Source organism: Devosia beringensis (genome assembly GCF_014926585.1).
GTDB classification, from domain to species: domain Bacteria; phylum Pseudomonadota; class Alphaproteobacteria; order Rhizobiales; family Devosiaceae; genus Devosia; species Devosia beringensis.
The window spans coordinates 3,163,999-3,182,030 of the sequence record NZ_CP045422.1 but is presented as its reverse complement, the minus strand read 5'-3'; the positions used below and the strand labels follow the sequence as shown (position 1 = coordinate 3,182,030).

At 64.0% G+C, this 18,032-nt stretch carries 18 protein-coding genes; 5 read left to right on the top strand and 13 right to left on the bottom strand.

The window, feature by feature from the left end:
• Positions 1-212 precede the first annotated feature (212 nt).
• Positions 213-1,208 (top strand): AraD1 family protein, encoded by a 996-nt coding sequence (gene araD1, locus GDR53_RS15470; protein ID WP_193335351.1) that lies wholly within the window; start codon positions 213-215, stop codon positions 1,206-1,208.
• 72 nt (positions 1,209-1,280) lie between these two features.
• Positions 1,281-2,294 carry an aldo/keto reductase gene (locus GDR53_RS15465; protein ID WP_193335350.1) on the top strand — a complete coding sequence of 338 codons (1,014 nt, stop codon included), beginning with the start codon at positions 1,281-1,283 and terminating at the stop codon, positions 2,292-2,294.
• Between the two features lie 10 nt (positions 2,295-2,304).
• On the opposite strand, the gene GDR53_RS15460 is transcribed toward GDR53_RS15465, so the two are convergent.
• Positions 2,305-2,700 (bottom strand): DUF2237 family protein, encoded by a 396-nt coding sequence (locus GDR53_RS15460; RefSeq protein ID WP_193335349.1) that lies wholly within the window; start codon positions 2,698-2,700, stop codon positions 2,305-2,307.
• A complete protein-coding gene (gene cckA, locus GDR53_RS15455; protein WP_193335348.1) occupies positions 2,697-5,270 on the bottom strand; it encodes a cell cycle histidine kinase CckA in 2,574 nt (857 codons plus the stop codon). The genes GDR53_RS15460 and cckA overlap by 4 nt, the downstream gene beginning before the upstream one ends.
• Positions 5,271-5,596: 326 nt before the next feature.
• Between cckA and GDR53_RS15450 the strand changes: the two genes are divergently transcribed.
• Positions 5,597-6,022 carry a PACE efflux transporter gene (locus GDR53_RS15450; protein ID WP_193335347.1) on the top strand — a complete coding sequence of 142 codons (426 nt, stop codon included), beginning with the start codon at positions 5,597-5,599 and terminating at the stop codon, positions 6,020-6,022.
• Positions 6,023-6,046: 24 nt separating this feature from the next.
• Here GDR53_RS15450 and flhB read toward each other — a convergent pair whose 3' ends face one another.
• The 6 genes from flhB to flgB form a co-directional block, all read right to left on the bottom strand.
• A complete protein-coding gene (flhB, locus tag GDR53_RS15445; protein ID WP_193335346.1) occupies positions 6,047-7,129 on the bottom strand; it encodes a flagellar biosynthesis protein FlhB in 1,083 nt (360 codons plus the stop codon).
• Positions 7,130-7,897, bottom strand: a complete 768-nt coding sequence (gene fliR, locus GDR53_RS15440) for a flagellar biosynthetic protein FliR (protein ID WP_193335345.1) — start codon at positions 7,895-7,897, stop codon at positions 7,130-7,132.
• A 3-nt stretch (positions 7,898-7,900) separates the two neighbouring features.
• Complete coding sequence (fliQ, locus tag GDR53_RS15435; RefSeq protein WP_193335344.1) at positions 7,901-8,167, bottom strand: flagellar biosynthesis protein FliQ; 267 nt, start codon at positions 8,165-8,167, stop codon at positions 7,901-7,903.
• A gap of 134 nt (positions 8,168-8,301) precedes the next feature.
• The gene (locus GDR53_RS15430; protein ID WP_210321343.1) at positions 8,302-8,637 is read right to left on the bottom strand and encodes a flagellar hook-basal body complex protein FliE; all 336 of its coding nucleotides are present in this window, start codon (positions 8,635-8,637) and stop codon (positions 8,302-8,304) included.
• Between the two features lie 17 nt (positions 8,638-8,654).
• Positions 8,655-9,065: a flagellar basal body rod protein FlgC gene (gene flgC / locus GDR53_RS15425; RefSeq protein WP_193335343.1), complete on the bottom strand. Its 411-nt coding sequence runs from the start codon at positions 9,063-9,065 to the stop codon at positions 8,655-8,657.
• A 22-nt stretch (positions 9,066-9,087) separates the two neighbouring features.
• On the bottom strand, positions 9,088-9,492 hold the full coding sequence (gene flgB, locus GDR53_RS15420; protein WP_193335342.1) for a flagellar basal body rod protein FlgB: 405 nt from the start codon (positions 9,490-9,492) through the stop codon (positions 9,088-9,090).
• Positions 9,493-9,666: 174 nt separating this feature from the next.
• Here flgB and GDR53_RS19805 point away from each other — a divergent pair, with 174 nt between their 5' ends.
• Both GDR53_RS19805 and fliP read left to right on the top strand, forming a co-directional pair.
• Positions 9,667-10,332 (top strand): flagellar biosynthetic protein FliO, encoded by a 666-nt coding sequence (locus GDR53_RS19805; protein ID WP_232846642.1) that lies wholly within the window; start codon positions 9,667-9,669, stop codon positions 10,330-10,332.
• Positions 10,298-11,092 (top strand): flagellar type III secretion system pore protein FliP, encoded by a 795-nt coding sequence (fliP, locus tag GDR53_RS19800; RefSeq protein ID WP_408639768.1) that lies wholly within the window; start codon positions 10,298-10,300, stop codon positions 11,090-11,092. Before GDR53_RS19805 ends, fliP begins: the two co-directional genes overlap by 35 nt.
• A 7-nt stretch (positions 11,093-11,099) precedes the next feature.
• On the opposite strand, the gene GDR53_RS15410 is transcribed toward fliP, so the two are convergent.
• The 5 genes from GDR53_RS15410 to GDR53_RS15390 all read right to left on the bottom strand — a co-directional run bounded on the left by GDR53_RS15410 (position 11,100) and on the right by GDR53_RS15390 (position 17,784).
• A complete protein-coding gene (locus tag GDR53_RS15410) occupies positions 11,100-14,399 on the bottom strand; it encodes a tetratricopeptide repeat protein (protein WP_193335340.1) in 3,300 nt (1,099 codons plus the stop codon).
• A 184-nt stretch (positions 14,400-14,583) separates the two neighbouring features.
• Entirely contained in the window at positions 14,584-15,675 is a 1,092-nt protein-coding gene (locus GDR53_RS15405; protein ID WP_193335339.1) for a MotE family protein, read from the bottom strand.
• On the bottom strand, positions 15,672-16,106 hold the full coding sequence (locus GDR53_RS15400; RefSeq protein WP_193335338.1) for a DUF6468 domain-containing protein: 435 nt from the start codon (positions 16,104-16,106) through the stop codon (positions 15,672-15,674). Before GDR53_RS15400 ends, GDR53_RS15405 begins: the two co-directional genes overlap by 4 nt.
• The gene (gene fliM / locus GDR53_RS15395; RefSeq protein WP_193335337.1) at positions 16,106-17,281 is read right to left on the bottom strand and encodes a flagellar motor switch protein FliM; all 1,176 of its coding nucleotides are present in this window, start codon (positions 17,279-17,281) and stop codon (positions 16,106-16,108) included. Before fliM ends, GDR53_RS15400 begins: the two co-directional genes overlap by 1 nt.
• Positions 17,281-17,784 (bottom strand): flagellar basal body-associated FliL family protein, encoded by a 504-nt coding sequence (locus GDR53_RS15390; RefSeq protein ID WP_193335336.1) that lies wholly within the window; start codon positions 17,782-17,784, stop codon positions 17,281-17,283. The genes fliM and GDR53_RS15390 overlap by 1 nt, the downstream gene beginning before the upstream one ends.
• Positions 17,785-18,032 lie beyond the last annotated feature (248 nt).

Below are 18,032 nucleotides of genomic sequence, written 5' to 3'. Positions count from 1 at the left end.
TACAATGTGCTTTATTTGTTCTCATATTGTTCCCGTCTCGTCAATGGACAAAATGAGAACATCGGTTAGTTCTTGGCCATAGACTCTGAAGAATCGCTCGCTCGGCCCAGCTGCGCATCATAAGTATGATTTTTGCACTTGCGTCGCGGGGCCATGTTGCGTTTTATGCCCGCAATCGTGCCCCAGGGGCCTTGTTGCGCAGGAGCCGCGCCGTGAATCTCATCCAGTTCTTCGATCTCAATGGCCATCGCGCCGTGGCTGCCGTGCAGGACGGGGTAGCCCGGACGGTCAATGACACCGCCAGTGTCTATGAGCTGACCATTGCCGCGCTCTCCAGCCATGGCGGCCTCGCCGCCCTGATCGCATCCCGCGGCCTGGGCGACACCGTCGATCGCGCCGCCATCCTGGCCGAGGGGCGCATGCTTTCCCCCATCGACCATCCCGATCCGGCTCATCTCTACGTCACCGGCACCGGCCTCACCCATCTCGGCTCGGCCGCCACCCGCGACGCCATGCATAAGGCCAGCGGCAGCAAGCCGGCCGGCGAGCTCACCGATTCGATGAAGATGTTCCAGATGGGCCTTGAACACGGCAAGCCCACCGATGGCGGCCATGGCGTGCAGCCGGAATGGTTCTACAAGGGCAATGGCTATACCGTGGCCCGCCCCGGCCATCCCATCCCCTCCCCCGGCTTTGCCCTGGACGCCGGCGAAGAGCCCGAAATCGCCGGCATCTATGTCATCGACCAGAACGGTCAGCCGCGTCGCCTGGGCTTTGTCCTGGCCAATGAATTCTCCGATCACGTCACCGAGCGGATGAATTATCTCTACCTGGCCCATTCCAAGCTGCGCGCCTGTTCCTTCGGCCCCGAACTGCGCCTGGGCGACCTGCCCGCCCATGTCGAGGGCACCTCGCGCATCTGGCGCGACGGCAAGGTGCTGTGGGAAAAGCCCTTCGTCTCGGGCGAGGACAATATGAGCCACACCATCGCCAATCTTGAATATCACCACTTCAAATATGAGCTGTTCCGCAATCCCGGCGATGTGCATGTCCATTGCTTCGGCACCGCCACGCTGAGCTTTGCCGATGGCATTGCCACGCAGCCGAATGACATTTTCGAGCTTGAGGCCGCCCCCTTCGGCGCCGCCCTGCGCAACCCGCTGCGCCAGCAGGATGAGCATCCCCTGATCATCGGCAATGTCTACTAGCCCGCTACCCGCTTGCCGCCCCGACACTAACATGTCAGTTTCCCTCCGCCTTGCGAGGCGGGGGGAAATACCATGGCACGAACTTTTGAAAAGCGCCGGATCGGCCGGACCGATCTGCAGATCACCACGCTGGGCCTCGGCGGCGCCAGCCTTGCCGGCATCTTCTCCGCCGTGCCGGCCGACCAGGCCCGCGCCACGGTCAGCCATGCGCTCGACCAGGGTCTCACCTATCTCGACACCGCCCCGCAATATGGCCTGGGCCGCTCGGAACACCTGGTGGGCGACGTGCTGCGCTCTCGGCGGTCCGAGGCAGTGCTCTCCACCAAGGTCGGCCGCCTGCTCAAACCGGTCGATCCCGCCATGCAGGACAAGGGCAACTGGGTCGATCCCCTGCCCTTCGACCAGCTCTACGATTACACCTATGACGGCGTGATGCGCTCCTTCGAGGACAGCCTGCAGCGCCTCGGCCTCAACCGCGTCAATATTCTCTATGTCCACGACATCGGCACCGCCACCCATGGCACGGCCAACGCGGCCTATTGGGCGCAGCTGGCCGGCGGCGGCTACCGCGCCCTGCGCGAACTGCGCGACAGCGGCCTCGTCAGCGCCATTGGCCTTGGCGTCAATGAATGGGAAGTGCTGATGGACGCCTTCGCCTTGGGCGATTGGGACGTCTTCCTCCTGGCCGGGCGCTATACCCTGCTCGAACAGACCGCGCTCGCCCCGTTCATGACCACCTGCGCCCAGCGCGGCGCCTCGGTCGTAGTCGGTGGCCCGTTCAATTCGGGCATTCTGGTGGGCGGCGATAAATTCAACTATGCCAAGGCGCCTGACGCCGTGGTCGCCCGCGTCAGGGCAATCGAGGAAGTGTGTCAGGGCTTTGGGGTGCCGCTGCCGGCTGCCGCCCTGCAGTTCCCGCTGACCCATCCGGTGGTCTGCAACGTCCTGCCCGGGCCGCGTTCCCCGGCCGAGCTTAACGGCATTCTCGATTGGTGGGACATCACCATCCCGCACGAACTCTGGACCAGCCTGGCCGCCAAGGGCCTCTTGGCCCCCGGCACGCCCATTCCCGGCGGCCTGGCCTGAGCGTCGTCGGTCAGTTCAGGTCGAGCGCGTAGGCCCGAAGGATCGCCATCGGCACCAGGCCCAGCACTTCCTTGTTGGTGGCGCGCAGATAGACGCGCGGCGCCGTGCCGGCAACATGCGCCTGCATCCAGCGACCGGCCACCAGGCACCAGCGGTTGCCCGCCACCAGCCCGGCAAAGCCGAATTGCGGCATCGGCGTGCTCAGGTCGTTCCCCACCGCCTTGGAATAGGTCAGAAAGGCGTCGCTGGCCTCGATGCACACCAGGTGCACCGCCGCATGGTCGGGCCCCGCCGCGCAATAGCCGGTGCGGTAGAACCCGGTCAGCGGATCGTGCGAACAGGGCTGCAGCGCCTCACCAAGCACATTGAGTTCAGTCGGCCCGGCAAACCGCCCCTGCTCGGTCAATGCACCTCGTCCTTGCCGAGCTTCTGCAGTACCTGCTTGACCTTGGAATTGATCTGGTCGAGCGAATAGGGCTTGGGCAGGAATTCCACGCTCTGGTCGTCCTCGATATCGCGACGCACGCTTTCCTCGGCATAGCCGGACACGAAGATCACCTTGAGATGCGGCATGGTCTTGCGCACTTCCTTGAGCAGGCTCGGACCGTCCATTTCCGGCATCACCACGTCCGAGATCATCAGGTCGATCTTGAAGTCGATATCGGCCAGCACTTCCATGGCCTCTTCGCCGCCATCGGCCTCGAACACCTCATAGCCGGTGGCACGCAGCGCCTGGGCCGAGAAGGCGCGCACGCTTTCCTCGTCCTCGACCAGCAGGATCCGCTCATGCCCGGTCAGGTCGCGCACCGGCGCCGCCGCGGCTGCCACCTTGGCCGCCACTTCGTTCTCGTCCGGTACATGCCGCGGCAGGAAGATCTTGAACGTCGTGCCCACACCCACCACCGAGACGGGATAGATGAAACCCTCGGTCTGCTTGACGATGCCATAGACCGTCGACAGGCCCAGGCCCGTGCCCTTCCCCAGTTCCTTGGTGGTGAAGAACGGTTCGAAGATCTTGGCGATCACTTCGGGCGTCATGCCGGTGCCGGTATCCTGCACCTCGATCAGCACATAATCGGCCGGCACCATGCCCTCGAAATTGAGCGTCGCCGCTTCCGAGCGATCGACATTGGCGGTGCGCAGCGTGATCGAGCCGCCCTTGTCCATGGCGTCGCGCGCATTGACCACCAGGTTGATGATCACCTGTTCGAGTTGCACCACATCGGCGCGCACCGGCCAGATATTGCGGCCATGCTGCACGGTCAGCGTGTTCTTCTCGCCGATCATGCGCTTGAGCAGCACCGTCAGATCGTCGACGATCAGCGGCAGTTCGAGCACCTGCGGCCGCAGCGTCTGCCGGCGCGAAAAGGCCAGCAGCTGCCGGGTCAGGCCCGCGGCGCGATTGGCGTTCTGCTTGATCTGCATCAGCTCGCTGAACGAGGGGTCGCCCGGCTTGTGCTTGAGCAGCAGCAGGTCGGAAAAGCCGATAATGGCGGTGAGCAGGTTGTTGAAATCGTGTGCGACCCCACCGGCCAGCTGGCCCACGGCTTGCATCTTCTGGCTCTGGGCAAACTGGGCCTCCAGCTTGCGCTGGTCGGTCATGTCCAGCGCATAGACATTGATCTGCTCGGGCGAGCCGGCGCTCATTTCTGAGGCCGACAGATAAAGCCGCACGGCATGATCGCCCTCGACGCTGAGCAGCGCGTCCACCGGTTCGATCTCGCTGCGATGCGCCAGCGCCTCGCCGACGGCCTTGCCGAAGCGCTCGCGGCTGCCCTCACCGATGAGCGCGCTGAGCGGCTCCATCTCGATGCTCTTTTCCTCGCCCGCCCAGTGGAAAATCCGCCCGAACGGCGCATTGGTGCGGATGATCCGCCCATCGGCGTCGAGCGTGGCAATGGCAAAGGGCGTGTCGTTGAAAAAGCGCGAGAACCGCACCTCGGCCGCGCGCAGTTCCTCTTCATTGTCCGGCGCATTGGATTTGTCGAGCACCAGGGTACGCGTCTCGCCCAGCTCGCCATCGGCCAGCCGCGCTGCACGATGCAGCAGCCGCACCGGCAGGCTGGTGCCATTGCGGCGCACCAGGTCGATATCGATGATCTCGGTACGGATCTCGCCATCGCCACGGCCGCGCATCAGCAGCGTTGCGCCGTCGCCGCGCACGATGTCGGACATGCCCAGTTGGCCCGAATTGAATTCGGCCAGGTCATAGCCCAGCCAGTCGGTCAGCGTCGAGTTCAGGTACTGGATGCGGCCATGCGCATCGGCCGAGAAGAAGCCGGCCGGCGAATGGTCGAGATAGTCGATCGCCCGCTGCAGGTCGCGGAAGGCGCTCTCATTGCTGTCGCGGTCGCGGGTGATGTCCTCCACCGACCAGATCACTATGGGCTTGCTGGCCTCGTCCGATTCCGGCAGTGGCCGCACCATGACGCGATACCAGAAGGCCTTGTTGGCATTGGCCTGCGAACCGCCCAGCCCGCCGATGATACGGATATCCTCGATGGCGGCGCGTCCGTCCTTGGCGGCCCGCGACAGCCGGTAGATGGCCTCGCTGGCGTCGGACTGACCGGCAAACAGCCGCGGCACGCCCACCGGCAGCCCATTGGTCAGGGCCCCGGCAAAGCTGCCGTAATGGGCATTCACATAGGCAATCTTGCCATCGCGATCGGCCACCACGGCGCCGAAGGGCAGGCTGTCGACCACCGCATTGGAAATCGTCCGCCGTTCTTCGCCATTGGCAAAGCGGAACAGCCCGGCGGCCAGCGCGAACAGGCAGAACACGCCCACCACCGCCAGCACGCCGACAAAAGTCATGATCAGGTCGGGCGAGACCTGGTCGCCGAACAGCGCAAAGCCCACGGCAATGCCCACCAGCACCACGCCCAGCAGCACCACCCGCCACAGGCCGGCGCCATTGCGGCCATTGGCAATGAGCGGATCGGGATAGGAGTCCTCGCCGAGGGGCGTCAATGCCATGGTTCAATCTGCTCCGTAGCCAGTCAGTCGGGCCGAATCAGGCGCTGTACAAGGTCTAGCAAATGCCCTCCCCCTGCGGGAGGCCGCGCGGCGTTTTCAACACCGCGCGCTCGCGGCCCCAGTCTATGGGGCAAACGACCATCGCGCCACCGGCCCGGCTTCCCTCGGGTGGCATTTCTGCCGCAAGCCCCTGCCCGTCGGCGCGTCGCCAACGGCACAGACCTTGCCTTTTCCGCCCCAGCTACGATATCTGGAGCCGCGAGGACGACCTCGCCCCCTTCTGGCATTTGCATTCGGGACGTCCCGATCGTTTCGGGACACTTCTCATGCGCACCAATCGCGACCGCATTCGCCACGCCATCTGGTTTGAAATCCTTGGCCTGGCCTTGGTCACGCCGCTCGGCGCCCTTGCCTTTGCCATGCCCCTGCACGACATCGGCATTATCGGCGCCCTCAGCGCCACCGTGGCCATGGCATGGAACTACATCTACAACTACGGCTTCGACCGTCTGATGCTGCGCTGGCGCGGCCACACGGAAAAGACCCTGCTGCTGCGCGTATTGCACGCCGTGCTCTTCGAGCTGGGCCTGCTCATCGCGCTGATGCCGCTGATCGCCTGGTATCTGGGCATCAGCCTGTGGCAGGCGCTGCTGATGGATGTGGCCTTCGCCCTGTTCTACATGGTCTATGCCTTCGTCTTCAACCTGGCCTATGACCGGATCTTCCCCATCCCTGCCCCCACGGCGGCCTGAGCGGATCGCCGGCTGGAGGTCGGCTTAGCGCGACTTCCAGCCCGCCCCCTTCTTGAGGCGCATGACGAAGCCGATCACCTCGGCCACCGCCTTGAAGTGCTCATTGGGAATGGTGTCGTCGATCTCCATGCTGGCATAGAGCGCCCGCGCCAGCGGCGGGTTTTCCACGATCGGCACATCGTGCTGCTTGGCCACTTCGCGGATGCGGAACGCCACCGCATCGGCGCCCTTGGCCACGCATTTGGGGGCGCCCATGGCCTTGTCATATTGCAGTGCCACGGCAAAGTGGGTCGGGTTGGTGATCACCACGGTGGCGTCGGGCACGGCCTGCATCATGCGCCGGCGCGATTTTTCCTGCCGCAGCTGGCGCAGCTTGCCCTTGATATGCGGGTCGCCCTCCATCTGCTTGTACTCGTCCTTGGTCTCCTGCAGCGTCATCATCTGCTTCTTCCACCATTTCTGGCGGACATAGAGGTAGTCGGCAAAGGCGATCAGCGTGACGATCATCAGGGTCGCGAGGAAGATCTTGGTACCCATCTCGACAAAGTCGGCCAGGATGATCAGCGGATCGGAAGTCACCATGGTCTCGAGCCGGTCGCGCTCGGGCCAGACCGTGGCCACCACCACCGTGCCCACCACGCCGATCTTGAGCAGCCCTTTGACGAAGTTGACCAGCGACTCGCTGGAAAACAGCCGCTTGGCGCCGGCCAGCGGCGAAATCTTGGATAATTTCGGCTTCAGCGACTCCCCCGAAAACAGGAACCGGTGCTGCATCAGATTGGCGGCAATGGCGCAGCATGACAGCACCACCAGCGGGATCATCACCGGAAACAGCAGCGCCAGCGCCAGGTTGTTGAGAAAGGCGCCAAAGCCATCCCCCTCGAGGGAAATGCGGTCGGCATTCATCATCACCAGCTCGAGCGAGGCCATCAGTTCCTTGGCCGCCCCCGGCGCCATCATGGAAAAGATCGCCGCCGAGCCCAGCAACATGAACCAGGTAACCACCTCCTGGCTCTTGGCGACGTCGCCCTTGGCATGGGCGTCCTCGAGCTTTTTTTGCGAGGGGTCTTCGGTTTTGGAGGATTGTTCGGGAGCTTCGTCTGACATCTAGCCCCTCCACATCGCGAGATGGTTCTCGAACCCGGTCAGGTACCAGCCCATCATCATGGTCAGCAGCAGCGCGAACAGGATCAGCCCGACCATGATATTGGCCGGCATCAGCACGAAATAGACCTGCATGGCTGGCATCAGCCGCGCCAGGATGCCGGCGCCCAGGTTGAACACCAGGCCGAAGACAATGAACGGCGCCGACATCTGGATGCCGATGGTAAAGGCACTGGCCACGGTGCGCAGCGCCAGCTGCGCCGCATCCTCGAACATGATCGGCGCATCGAGCGGAAACGCGATGTAGCTGTCAAAGGTCGCGGCCAGCGCCATGTGGTGCAGGTCGGTGGCAAAGATCAGCACCATGCCCAGAAAGCCGAGAAAGCTGCCGAACACGGCGCCCTGCACCCCCGCCTGGGTGGGGTCGGCGGCCATGGCGCTCGACAACCCGGTCTGGAAGGCGATGACGGCGCCAGCCAGGCTGGTCGCCATTACGGTGATCCGCGCAATCGCCCCCAGCATGATGCCGATGGCCAGTTCATGAAAGATCAGCGCCGTGATCCCCATCAGGGCATCGGGCATGGCCGGCATGTCGGGCGCCAGCAGCGGATAGACCACCAGCGTGAAGGCCAGCGCAAAGCTCAGCCGCATGCGCATGGGGATCATGTCCTCGCCCAGCGCCGGCATCAGCATCAGGATCGCCCCGATGCGCATGAACAGCAGCAGGTAGACAAAGGCGGTATTGGGCAGCCAGTCGAGCCCGATCGTCATGGCTCAACCGCCCACGATGATCATGTCGATCACGCGGTTCATGTAGCCGCTCATGGTCGCGCCCAGAAAGGGCAGCGTCAGCAGCATGGTCAGGAAAATGGCGATGATCTTGGGCACAAAGACCAGGGTCTGTTCCTGGATCTGCGTCAGCGCCTGGAACAGCGCGATGATCACGCCCACCACCAGGCCCACGATCATCATCGGTGCCGATACGATAATCAGCACCCAGATACCGTCACTGGAAATGTCGAGGACTTCGGCGCCGGTCATGATCGTCTCGCTGCGCACGAATCGCGCTGGGTTAAGATAGTCCTAACGCAGCGCTTCGGCGATGGTGGAACGCGGCGTTCAGGGCGCCGCTCAGTCCAGGCAGGGATACCTGCAGGGCGGCGCCGACGGCAGGGCTAGATCGGCATCCGCATGATTTCTTCATAGGCCGAGATCACACGGTCCCGAACGGTGACCATGCTTTCGATGGCCATTTCGCTTTCGCTCAGCGCCGTCACCATGTCGACCACATTGGCCTTGCCATTGACCATGTCCATGGCCATGGCATCGCTGGTGCGGCCGGTATCGACCACGCCCTGCACCTGGCTGGCCAGCATGTCGGCAAAGTTCTGCCCGCCCGCTGTGGGCGCCAAGGCGGTCAGGTCGGCAGCCGGCTTGGCTGCCTGCTGGATCAGTCGGCTGGCACTGCCATAGGCGGCGGCAGCGGCGTTGAACGGTGTGGTGATGGCCATGCTGGTTTCCTAGCCGATTAGCCGCGCAGGATGTCGAGCGTGCGCCCGAGCATCTGCCGCGTAACGGTGACGACGTTGAGATTGGCCTCGTAGGTGCGCTGGGCCTCGCGCATGTCCATCGTCTCGATGAGCGTATTGACGTTGGGATACTGCACATAGCCGGCGGCGTCCGCGGCCGGGTGGCCGGGCTCGTAGCGGCTGGAAAAGTCGCTCATGTCATAGGCAAGCTTGCCCACTTCGACGATCTTGCCGCCCACTTCGGCGTCAAAGCTCGTCTCGAAGGTCGGAATGCGACGGCGATAGGGCTCATCGCCCGGCGCCTTGCCGGCGGAGTCCGCATTGGCCAGGTTTTCGGCGATCACGCGCATGCGCGCGGTCTGCGCATGCAGGCCTGTAGCGGCAATCCGAAGGGAAGAAGAGAAGTCCATGGTCGCAAACTTTCTGGCGGTCTTACGACCTGCCCATGGCGGTGCGCAGGATCTTGATCGATTTCTGGTAGAGGCCCGTGGCCGCCTGGTAATCCATCATATTGGTGGTGACCTTCATCATCTCGTCTTCGAGCGAGACACCATTGCCTTCCGGCGTGATCTCGAAATTGGCCATCTGCTGCGCGCCAAAGGCGCTGTCGCCCTGCCCGCCGACCGCAAAATGCATCGGCTGGGTTGCCGTCGTCGTCACCGAGGCCACCGAAAACGCCCCGGACGTCTCGGCAAAGTTGAACTGCTTGAGATCACGCCCGCGAAATCCGGGCGTCTCCGCATTGGCGACATTTTCTGCCAGTAAGCCTTGACGGGTCTGGTGCCAGCGCATCTTGTCCGTCAGCGCCGTAAAGACCGGCATGTTCATCAGGCCCATTGGCCGTTCCCCGCGAGTCTGCTCGTCCGATGGGCAATTCTTGCCGCCCTATGGTTAATCAAGTGTTAACCGAAGCGGTTTTGCGCGGCAGAAGCCTCGCAATCTGCACATTTACCCGCCTAACTAGGCAAGATATGCCGCCCGGATTCGCGGCGACAGCGATTTGGAGCCGACATGGACATCATCACCACCCCCTTTGGTGGAATCGTCAACGCCATCTTTGCCCTTGCCGTGGTCATTGTCGGCATCGTCCTGGTGCTCTGGCTGCTCAAATTGCTGCAGGGTGCCACCGGCAGGGCGACGCGCGGCCGCAACCGGCGCCTTGCCGTGGTGGAAAGCCTGGCCCTCGATCCCAAGCGGCAATTGCTGATCATCCGCCGCGACAATGTCGACCATCTCATTCTCACCGGCGGTCCGCAGGACCTGGTGATCGAAACCGGCATTGCCGTGGATGCCAAGGCGCCGGTGCCGCCGACGCGCCGGCCCGTGCCCATGGTGCCGCCGCGCCAGCCCGCGCCTGCCGCGCCACAGCCCCCCACCCCCGTCGCGGTCGCGCCGGCGCCGGTGCCCGCCCCCGTTGCCGTCGAACCGGCCGGCGCGCCCGGCACCGTGCTGGCGGAATTGCAGAAACAGGGTCGTTCCACCGGCAAGCGTGCCCATCTCTCGCTGCGCCATACCGGGCTCCTGCGCCCGGTCAGTGACACGGATTTGCCGGTTTCCCCTGAATTCGCCTCCCCCACCGCTCAGCCGGGCCCCGACTCAGCTAAAGAGGACGTCGGACAGGCAGAGATCGAGGGCACGCACCTTGGCGACGGCAGCAGCGAGACCCAGCGGAACTGACGTCGCCCCGCGGCGGCAGCGCCCCCTTGCCCGCTATGTCGGCCCGGCCGTACTGCTGGTTCTGGCCCTGACCCCAAGCCTGGCCCTTGGCCAGGATCTGTCGATCGATTTCGGCGACGACACCACCATTACCGAACGCGCCGTCCAGATCATCGGGCTGATCACCCTGCTGTCGCTGGCGCCCTCCATCCTGGTGATGGTGACCAGCTTCACCCGTATCGTCGTGGTCCTGTCGCTGCTGCGCACCGCCATCGGCCTGCAGACCGCGCCGCCCAATTCGGTGATGGTGTCGCTTGCCCTCTTCCTGACGCTGTTCGTCATGCAGCCCACGCTGCAGGCCACCTATGACCAGGGCATTGCCCCGCTGCTCGCTGGCGACATCGAGATCACCCAGGCCTTCGAGCAGGGCAGCGCGCCGCTGCATGAATTCATGCGCGCCAATGTGCGCGAGCAGGATTTGTCGCTGTTCTTCGCCCTGTCGGAGGCCGAGCCACCCAACGAGCCCGAAGCCATCCCGCTGCAGCTGCTGATCCCGGCCTTCATGATTTCCGAACTGCGGCGTGCCTTCGAGATCGGTTTCCTGCTGTTCCTGCCCTTCGTAGTCATCGACATGGTCGTGGCCTCGGTGCTGATGAGCATGGGCATGATGATGCTGCCCCCGGTGGTGATCTCGCTGCCGTTCAAGCTAATTTTCTTCGTGCTGGTCGACGGCTGGTACCTGGTGGCCGGCTCGCTGGTGCGCAGCTTCGTCAGCACCTGAGGCGCAATCAGACGTTCCCGCTACCCGTCGTGGCGTCTGACGCCACCATGGGCGCCAGCGCACCATCGGGCCCATAAGTATCGCGATAGGAGGCGAGGAAGGCATTGATGCCTTCAACGCCCGACACCTGGGCCGCGACCGTCTTGAATTCGAGGCTCGTCACCTCGACATTGCCCGTCACCAGGTCGAACATCGGCCATTCCGGTGATGTCACCATGGCTTCGCCGAACTTGGAACGCAGCCGTGCCAGGCCCATCCGGTCATTGGCCAGCACATAGCCCACCGCCGCCCGGATCACGCCCATCCGCGCCGGCTGGCTCAGCGCGGCATCGGTCGTCGGACCGGCATAGAGCGCCTCGATCATCTCGGCCGCCTGGCTGTAGCGCTTCGCCTTCCAATGCGCGTCGATGCGCATCAGCGTCACGTCCAGCCCATCCAGGTCGCGAATCAGGTCGAGGCCGAGCTGATCGCGCCCGCCATCGATCATCGCCCGCGCCTCCAGAACGCGCCGCTGCCGCGCCAGCGATTCCGGCATGCCTTCCATGCGGGTCGCATTGAGCACCCTGATGGCATCCTGCGGCTTGCGGTCCGCCAGGTAGATCACCGCCAGGTCGGCCGCGATCTGCGTCTTGGCAATGCCGCGCAGCCGGTTGTTGAGCTGATAATCGAGCAGTTCGGCCGCTTGCGCCAGCAGATCCACCCGCACCAGCCGGCGCGCCAGGTTGCGGATCATCTCGTCGCCGCGCGCGCCCGGCGGGGTCAGCTGGCGGAAGTCGTAATAGAGGCCAAGGGCATCCACCGGCCCCAGTGAATCGGCCACGCCATTGAGGAACAGCTCGCCGAACATGCTCTGGGCCTCGTCGCGCAGCGCATTGATCGGCGGGCTCTCGGGATAGTTGGCCACCGCCTGCTTGACGGTTTCAAAGCCCAGGCGGTAGTCGCCATTGCGGAAATACAGTTCCGCCAGCAGCTTCTGCATATCCGCCTCGAGCGGATTGCCGCGCCACAGCAGCGATTCCGCCGAGAGTGTCTCGGTAGCCTTGGCCAGGTTGAGCTTGCCGGCTTCATCGAGCAGATGCAGCGTCCGGTAGATGGCCTCGGCCCGCGTCGGCCTGAAATCGGCGGCAATCACCTGGCCATAGGTGTCGATGGCCTCGGCGACCCGCCCATTGGCCTCGTCGATCCGCCCCGACAGCAGATGGAACAGGCTGCTGTCCTCGGCATCAAGGCTCGGAAAGTCGATCTGCCCCAGGACGCGCTCGGCCATGTCGGGATCACCGGCCTCGATGGCCGAGCGGATCGCCGAGAAGTAGAACCGGTTGCGCACCCAGATGGGATAGTTGTCGACGACGGACAGCCCCTCCAGCGCATCGCTCTTCGCGCCCTTGTAGTCATAGCTTTCGGTGCGCGCGATGGTGCGCCAGACCAGCGCATCCACTTCCTTGCCCATCGAGGCGGTATTGAGGATCTTGAGGGCATCCAGCGGCCGGCTGGCCATGGTGTCGGCAATCGCCCGCGACAGCCGCATCTTGCCGGTCAGGTCCGTCGATTTGAGGTCCTGCTCGAGCACCTCGAGCACGCCGATGGCTTCCTGCGGGAACTGGTTGGCAATGTAATACTGGGCCAGATCGAGGCGGGCAGGATCGCGCGCTTCCCCCTCGGCATTGGCGGCCTTGGACTGCATTTCATGCTGCTGCTCGGCGAACAGGCCGAAATCGGGCTGCTCCAGCCGCGCCAGATCGACAAAGCCCCCGCGCATCGCTTCGGTAATGCCATTGCCCACCGACCGGGGACCGTCGATGGTCGATACCGTCAGCCCGCCCTGGACGCTCAGCACGGCCAGATCGTTCTCGACGCTGACCAACAAGTCTTCGCTCTCGGGCTTGATGACCAGACCATGCACACTGCGCAGGGCTGAAAAATCCACATAGTCGAGCGAACGCGACAGGCCGCGCGCCGGTGGATAGGAGGTGACGACCTTGAGCACATCCCCGACATTGGGGTCGCGGAAATCATGCACCCGTGCCGGCCGGTCCATCTGGGCCACAACTTCGAAATTGCCTTCGACGTCGCGCCGGCGGCTGAGCTCGATCGGCTCGGTCGGCGTCAGCATGATGTCGCCCAGCGACAGCACCCAGGCCATGCCTTCCGATCCCAGCGTCGCCAGCCTTTCCTCCGACAGCTCGACCCGCACCACCTGCGTGTCGCCCGAGGCGACCACCGCAAATTCGCTGGCCAGGGCATCGAGCTCATCGGACTGCGTGGGCGGCGCAATTCCCGACACGGTGTCGAACAGCATCCACACCGTATTGCCGCGCCGGAACACCGCTGCCGGCGTGTCCTGCTCGAACGGAAATACCACCCGCACTGTGGAGCCCAGCACGCTGACAAAGGGCGTGACCGTCTTGCCGGCCGATTCGGGGAACAGCATGCCCACCAGCGGATCGGTGGATGGCGGCTCCCCTGCCGCGGCATCCTGCTTGGCCACGCCATCGGCGAGGGTCGCTGCATCAAAGCTGGGCGGACCGTCCCCGGCGATATCGATGTCGAGAATATATTGCCGCGGCGAATTCTCGTAAAACCGCGGCTTGACCCCCTCGGCCAGCTGCAGCGTCACGGTGGCGCCATCCGGGTTGACCGCACTTTCCACCGTCAGCAGCTCGGGCGGCAGGTCGATGGCCAGGTCGCGCAGGTCGATGCCGACCGGCCATTCAAAGCCGATCATGCCCATATCGCCGTCCTGGACAAAGGCGCCGGTGGTGGGCACGTTCCAGTCGAACTGCACGCGCAGGAAGGTGGGATTGCGCCCGATGCGCACGCTTGCCTGCGGGTTGAGCTCGATCACCCCCGCCGCCTTGCGCTCCTGCTCGGCCTTGATCGCCGCCAGCCTGGCGCGCTCGGCCAGCTCGGCAATCACGTCTTGCGGCAGCGGCGGCGGCTGCCCCTGCCAGTCCAGCGGCAGCAAGTCGATATAGAGCTTCTCGCCGGCCTCGATGCGGTTGAAGCTGAAGGCGGACCGCAGGCCGATGCGCAGGCCGCGACCGTCCGGATCGACCCGGGCCACCGACAGATAGTCCGGCATCACGGTGCCCACATCGGGCAGGATTACCGCGATCGGCTCGTCGAATTCCAGCGACAGCACGCCATTTTCGATCCGCATCGTATAGGTGGGTAGGGAATCGCGCCCCGGAAAGCTCAGGATCAGCCGGCCATAGCCGTCTTCCTCGGTACCCAGCAGCTGACCCTGCTCGGCGCTGGCGACCGGCCCGGCAAGCCCCAGCACCGTCAGCGCGGCCAGAAGCGCCAAGACCTTTCGGACCCGCACCAGACCTGCAAGGAAAGCGCTCTTCACCGGCTTCTGCCCGCCCCGACGCAAGGCGCGTGTCCCGTACCCTGTTCTGGGCCGGCAAGACGCGCAGGATGACACGATATTCGTGCTGCGCACCCTAGCGGCCCGGGCTTAACGGCGCCTTACTCCTGAGGGCAAAGCCTTACTGACCCACGATCTGTGGCAAGGCGGCCAGATCTTCGGGCGCCATCTCCGATACCGGACGGTCCGCCAGGGCCGCCATCTTGACCGTCAGCTCCTGTGCGCGGGCCGTATCCATCTCCGCCAGGATCGGCGCCATCTTGCGCGGGCTCATGGTTTTGGCCACTTGCAGCAGCACTTCCATGTCCAGATTGTTGAAGATCAGCGCAGCATCCTTGGCCTTCATGGTTTCGTACATCGCCACGATCCCGGCGAACTGGCCGCTCTCCATCTCCGTGCGCTGATCCACCAGCGTCGATATCTGCGCCTCGAGTGCCGTCAGCGTCGCGGTACGCTCTTCGATGCGCTTTTCGGCCGCATCGACGATGGAAGACCGCAGGGTCAGGTCGTCTTCGTATTTCTTGAGCTCGTCGCGCCGTGCCGACAGCCGCTGCAGCAGCAATTGCTCGGTATCGGTGGCCGTGTCGGTCGACAGCAGCGGCTCCGAACCGCCCTGCCCGTCGATCAGCAGCGGTACGGCGTCGCCGGTCGGCAGGCAGTCTGCCATGGAGGCGGCAAAGGCCGGCATCGGGTCGCCGCTGCGCGGGGGCACGGCCGGTTCTTCCGCGCCATGCGCCGCGCCCTCGACGGCCTTGGCCGGATTGAGCTGCACATTGCCCTCGGCATCGATGGCGGCATCGGAATCCAGGCAATAGGTGCCGCTGACCACTGCCGGAACCGCGTCGGTCGCCGGGACGGCGCCATCGACTGCCGCGGGATCGGTCTCCGCGTGGTCTCCCGCCGCCGCTTCGGGTGTACTGTGGTCACCCGCAGCAGGCGCCGCAGCGCCATGGTCAGCCGCGGCACTTTGCGGTTTCATGGTTGGCGCCTGATCGCCCAGCGTCGGGCTGGTGTCTTCCATTGTATGCTCTTGCGGCAAGGCCAGCGCGTCTTCGCCTTCAGCGCCAGCCGCGGGCGCCGCGGCGCCCGATGCCTGTGCCTGCCGCGCGCCGGTCAGCACATAGCTGCCATTGGTGACCAGCCCCATGGTCTTGAACACCAGCAGGGCACCAATGGCCAGCACGACGACCGGCAGCAGGCGGATAGTTGTCACGCTGCCGCTCCCCGTGTCCGCACCCGGGACTGCAGCTGTTCGAGCGCGGACTGCACCTTGTTGGGCACCGGCTGCTCGATTGGCTCGATGGCCTGGCTGTGGCGCGCCACGCTGGTGATGCGCGCGATGCGCTCCATCAGCACCGTGCCGGCATTGACGTGATTGGCCAGCTCGATGCCGAACCGCTCAGCCTCTTCCAGCCGCGAATTCAGTGACAGATCGGCTTCAACCGCCGTCTGCTTGAGCTCCTTGATCGCCTGGTTGGCCAGATTGGTGGCCCCCACCAGGTCGGCCACCATCTGCCGCAACACGTCCTTGTCGGCATGCAGCATCTTCAGCCGGTGATTGAGCACGATGCAGTAACCGATTGTCAGCGCCAGCAGAACGGCCACTGCACTTTCCACGAACAGTCCAAGGGGCAAGCCGAACATCATCGTCCTTCCGATTTTTCGTCTATTGCTTCAAAGGCTTCCATGGTCACCTTGGGCGGATTGAGCGGGCGGGTAACCCGCACCGAGACCAGATTGCCGATATGGCCCATGATGGCCTCGGTCAGTTCGACCCCGCCGCAGCGCAGCCGGACCGGATCATTGGGCGAACGCTCGAACATCAAGGTGTCGCCGGGCTGGATCGCCATCATCTTCGACAGCGGCACATCCTGCTCGTGCAGGATGGCGTCGACCGTCACGTCCGCCGAATAGATCTCGGTGGCCAGATGGCCTTCCCAGGTGGCATCGCGGCCGAATTTTTCACCCATGAACATCTGCAGCAGCTGTTCGCGGATGGGTTCGATGGTGGCATAGGGCAGCAGGATTTCGATCTTGCCGCCGCGGTCGTCCATCTCGATGCGCAGCTCGATCAGGATGGCCGCATTGCCCGGCCGCGAGATCGCAGCAAAGCGCGGATTAGTTTCCATGCGCTCGAGCTTGAAATTGACATTGGTCACCGGCTCGAAGGCGCGATGCGTGTCGTCGAGGATCACCTCGATCATCCGCCGCGCGAGCGCCAGCTCGATGGTCGTATAGGGCCGGCCTTCGATGCGGATATTGCCGCCGATACGGCGACCGCCCAGCAGCACGTCGATCATCGAGTAGATCAGGCTGGAATCGACGGTGAGCAGGCCGTAATTTTCCCATTCCTCGGCCCGGATCACCGACAGGATGGCCGGCAGCGGGATCGAGTTGAGATAATCGCCGAACCGCACCGACGAAATGGAATCGAGCGTCACTTCCACATTGTCGGAGGTGAAATTGCGCAGACTCGTCGTCGCCAGCCGCACCAGGCGGTCAAAGACGATTTCGAGCATCGGCAGGCGTTCATAGCTCACCAGCGCCGAATTGATCAGCGCCTGTACGCCCGTCAGCTCGATATTGCTGCCGATGCTGGAGTCAAAGCCGAGCAGGCTGTCGATTTCGTCCTGGTTGAGCACGCGGTCGGGACCGCCCTCGCCGTCCCCGGTATCGCCTTCGAGCATGGCTGCCCATTCGGCAGTGGCTTCGGCGGCCTTTTCCTCGTCGGACTGCTCGACCTCGACGTCGAGCGGGATGACCGTGTCATCCAGCCCCCAATCGTCGCTGAGTTTGTCCTGTTCGCTGGGGTCTGCCATTACTGCACCAGGATTTCCTTGAACAGCACGGACTCGACCCGCGACGGATAGATGGCCACGTTGACGCGACGCAGCAGCTCTTCCTTGAGCCGGTACACCCCGGCCGAACCGTCGAGGTCAGACTTGCGCAGCTCGCGCAGATAGACCTGGAACGCGTCGATCACCTTGGCCATGCGCGGCTGGATTTCCAGCATCATCTCTTCATTGGCCACTTCAAGCGCCACGGTCAGCTTCATGAAGGCCTCGCCATCGGCCTCGTTGTTGAGGTTGATGATCATCGGCGGCAGGTTGAAGATGAAGGTATGCGCAGCCTCGATGACCCCGCCATGCGCATCGGTGGTTTCAGCGCCATGCTCGGCTTCCGCCGTGCCCGAGGACAGGAAGAAGAACGCCGCCGCGCCGCCCAGCAGGACCACCACGGCAACCGCACCAATGATGATGAAGAGCTTGGGGATCCCCTTTTTGGGCTCTGCGCCGTCTTCGATTTCCGCTTCAGCGGCCATTGGGCACCTGCCAACTCAAGGTTTTCCGGGCGATTCCGGTTGTTCGACCAGCTAAGCGCCCCATGGTTAACGAATGGTTACAAATTACCCCTGTGCGGCAGATATTGCCGGGTAAGTTTTGCCGACCTTGCCCAGCATGACCCAGCAAGACGCATCCATCGATACGTCTATCTGTATGATTTTATTAAAATTTTCGGAATGGCACGGTTCCTGCAAGGTAATCGGCGAGACCATCCGCTTGGGGAAGT

Bases quoted from the DNA above. Each gene is read 5' to 3' on its own strand.
- GDR53_RS15465 (WP_193335350.1), top strand. From the start codon at position 1,281: ATGGCACGAACTTTTGAAAAGCGCCGGATCGGCCGGACCGATCTGCAG.
- cckA (WP_193335348.1), bottom strand. From the start codon at position 5,270: ATGGCATTGACGCCCCTCGGCGAGGACTCCTATCCCGATCCGCTCATT.
- GDR53_RS15450 (WP_193335347.1), top strand. From the start codon at position 5,597: ATGCGCACCAATCGCGACCGCATTCGCCACGCCATCTGGTTTGAAATC.
- flhB (WP_193335346.1), bottom strand. From the start codon at position 7,129: ATGTCAGACGAAGCTCCCGAACAATCCTCCAAAACCGAAGACCCCTCG.
- fliR (WP_193335345.1), bottom strand. From the start codon at position 7,897: ATGACGATCGGGCTCGACTGGCTGCCCAATACCGCCTTTGTCTACCTG.
- fliQ (WP_193335344.1), bottom strand. From the start codon at position 8,167: ATGACCGGCGCCGAAGTCCTCGACATTTCCAGTGACGGTATCTGGGTG.
- GDR53_RS15430 (WP_210321343.1), bottom strand. From the start codon at position 8,637: ATGGCCATCACCACACCGTTCAACGCCGCTGCCGCCGCCTATGGCAGT.
- flgC (WP_193335343.1), bottom strand. From the start codon at position 9,065: ATGGACTTCTCTTCTTCCCTTCGGATTGCCGCTACAGGCCTGCATGCG.
- flgB (WP_193335342.1), bottom strand. From the start codon at position 9,492: ATGGGCCTGATGAACATGCCGGTCTTTACGGCGCTGACGGACAAGATG.
- GDR53_RS19805 (WP_232846642.1), top strand. From the start codon at position 9,667: ATGGACATCATCACCACCCCCTTTGGTGGAATCGTCAACGCCATCTTT.
- GDR53_RS15400 (WP_193335338.1), bottom strand. From the start codon at position 16,106: ATGTTCGGCTTGCCCCTTGGACTGTTCGTGGAAAGTGCAGTGGCCGTT.
- fliM (WP_193335337.1), bottom strand. From the start codon at position 17,281: ATGGCAGACCCCAGCGAACAGGACAAACTCAGCGACGATTGGGGGCTG.
- GDR53_RS15390 (WP_193335336.1), bottom strand. From the start codon at position 17,784: ATGGCCGCTGAAGCGGAAATCGAAGACGGCGCAGAGCCCAAAAAGGGG.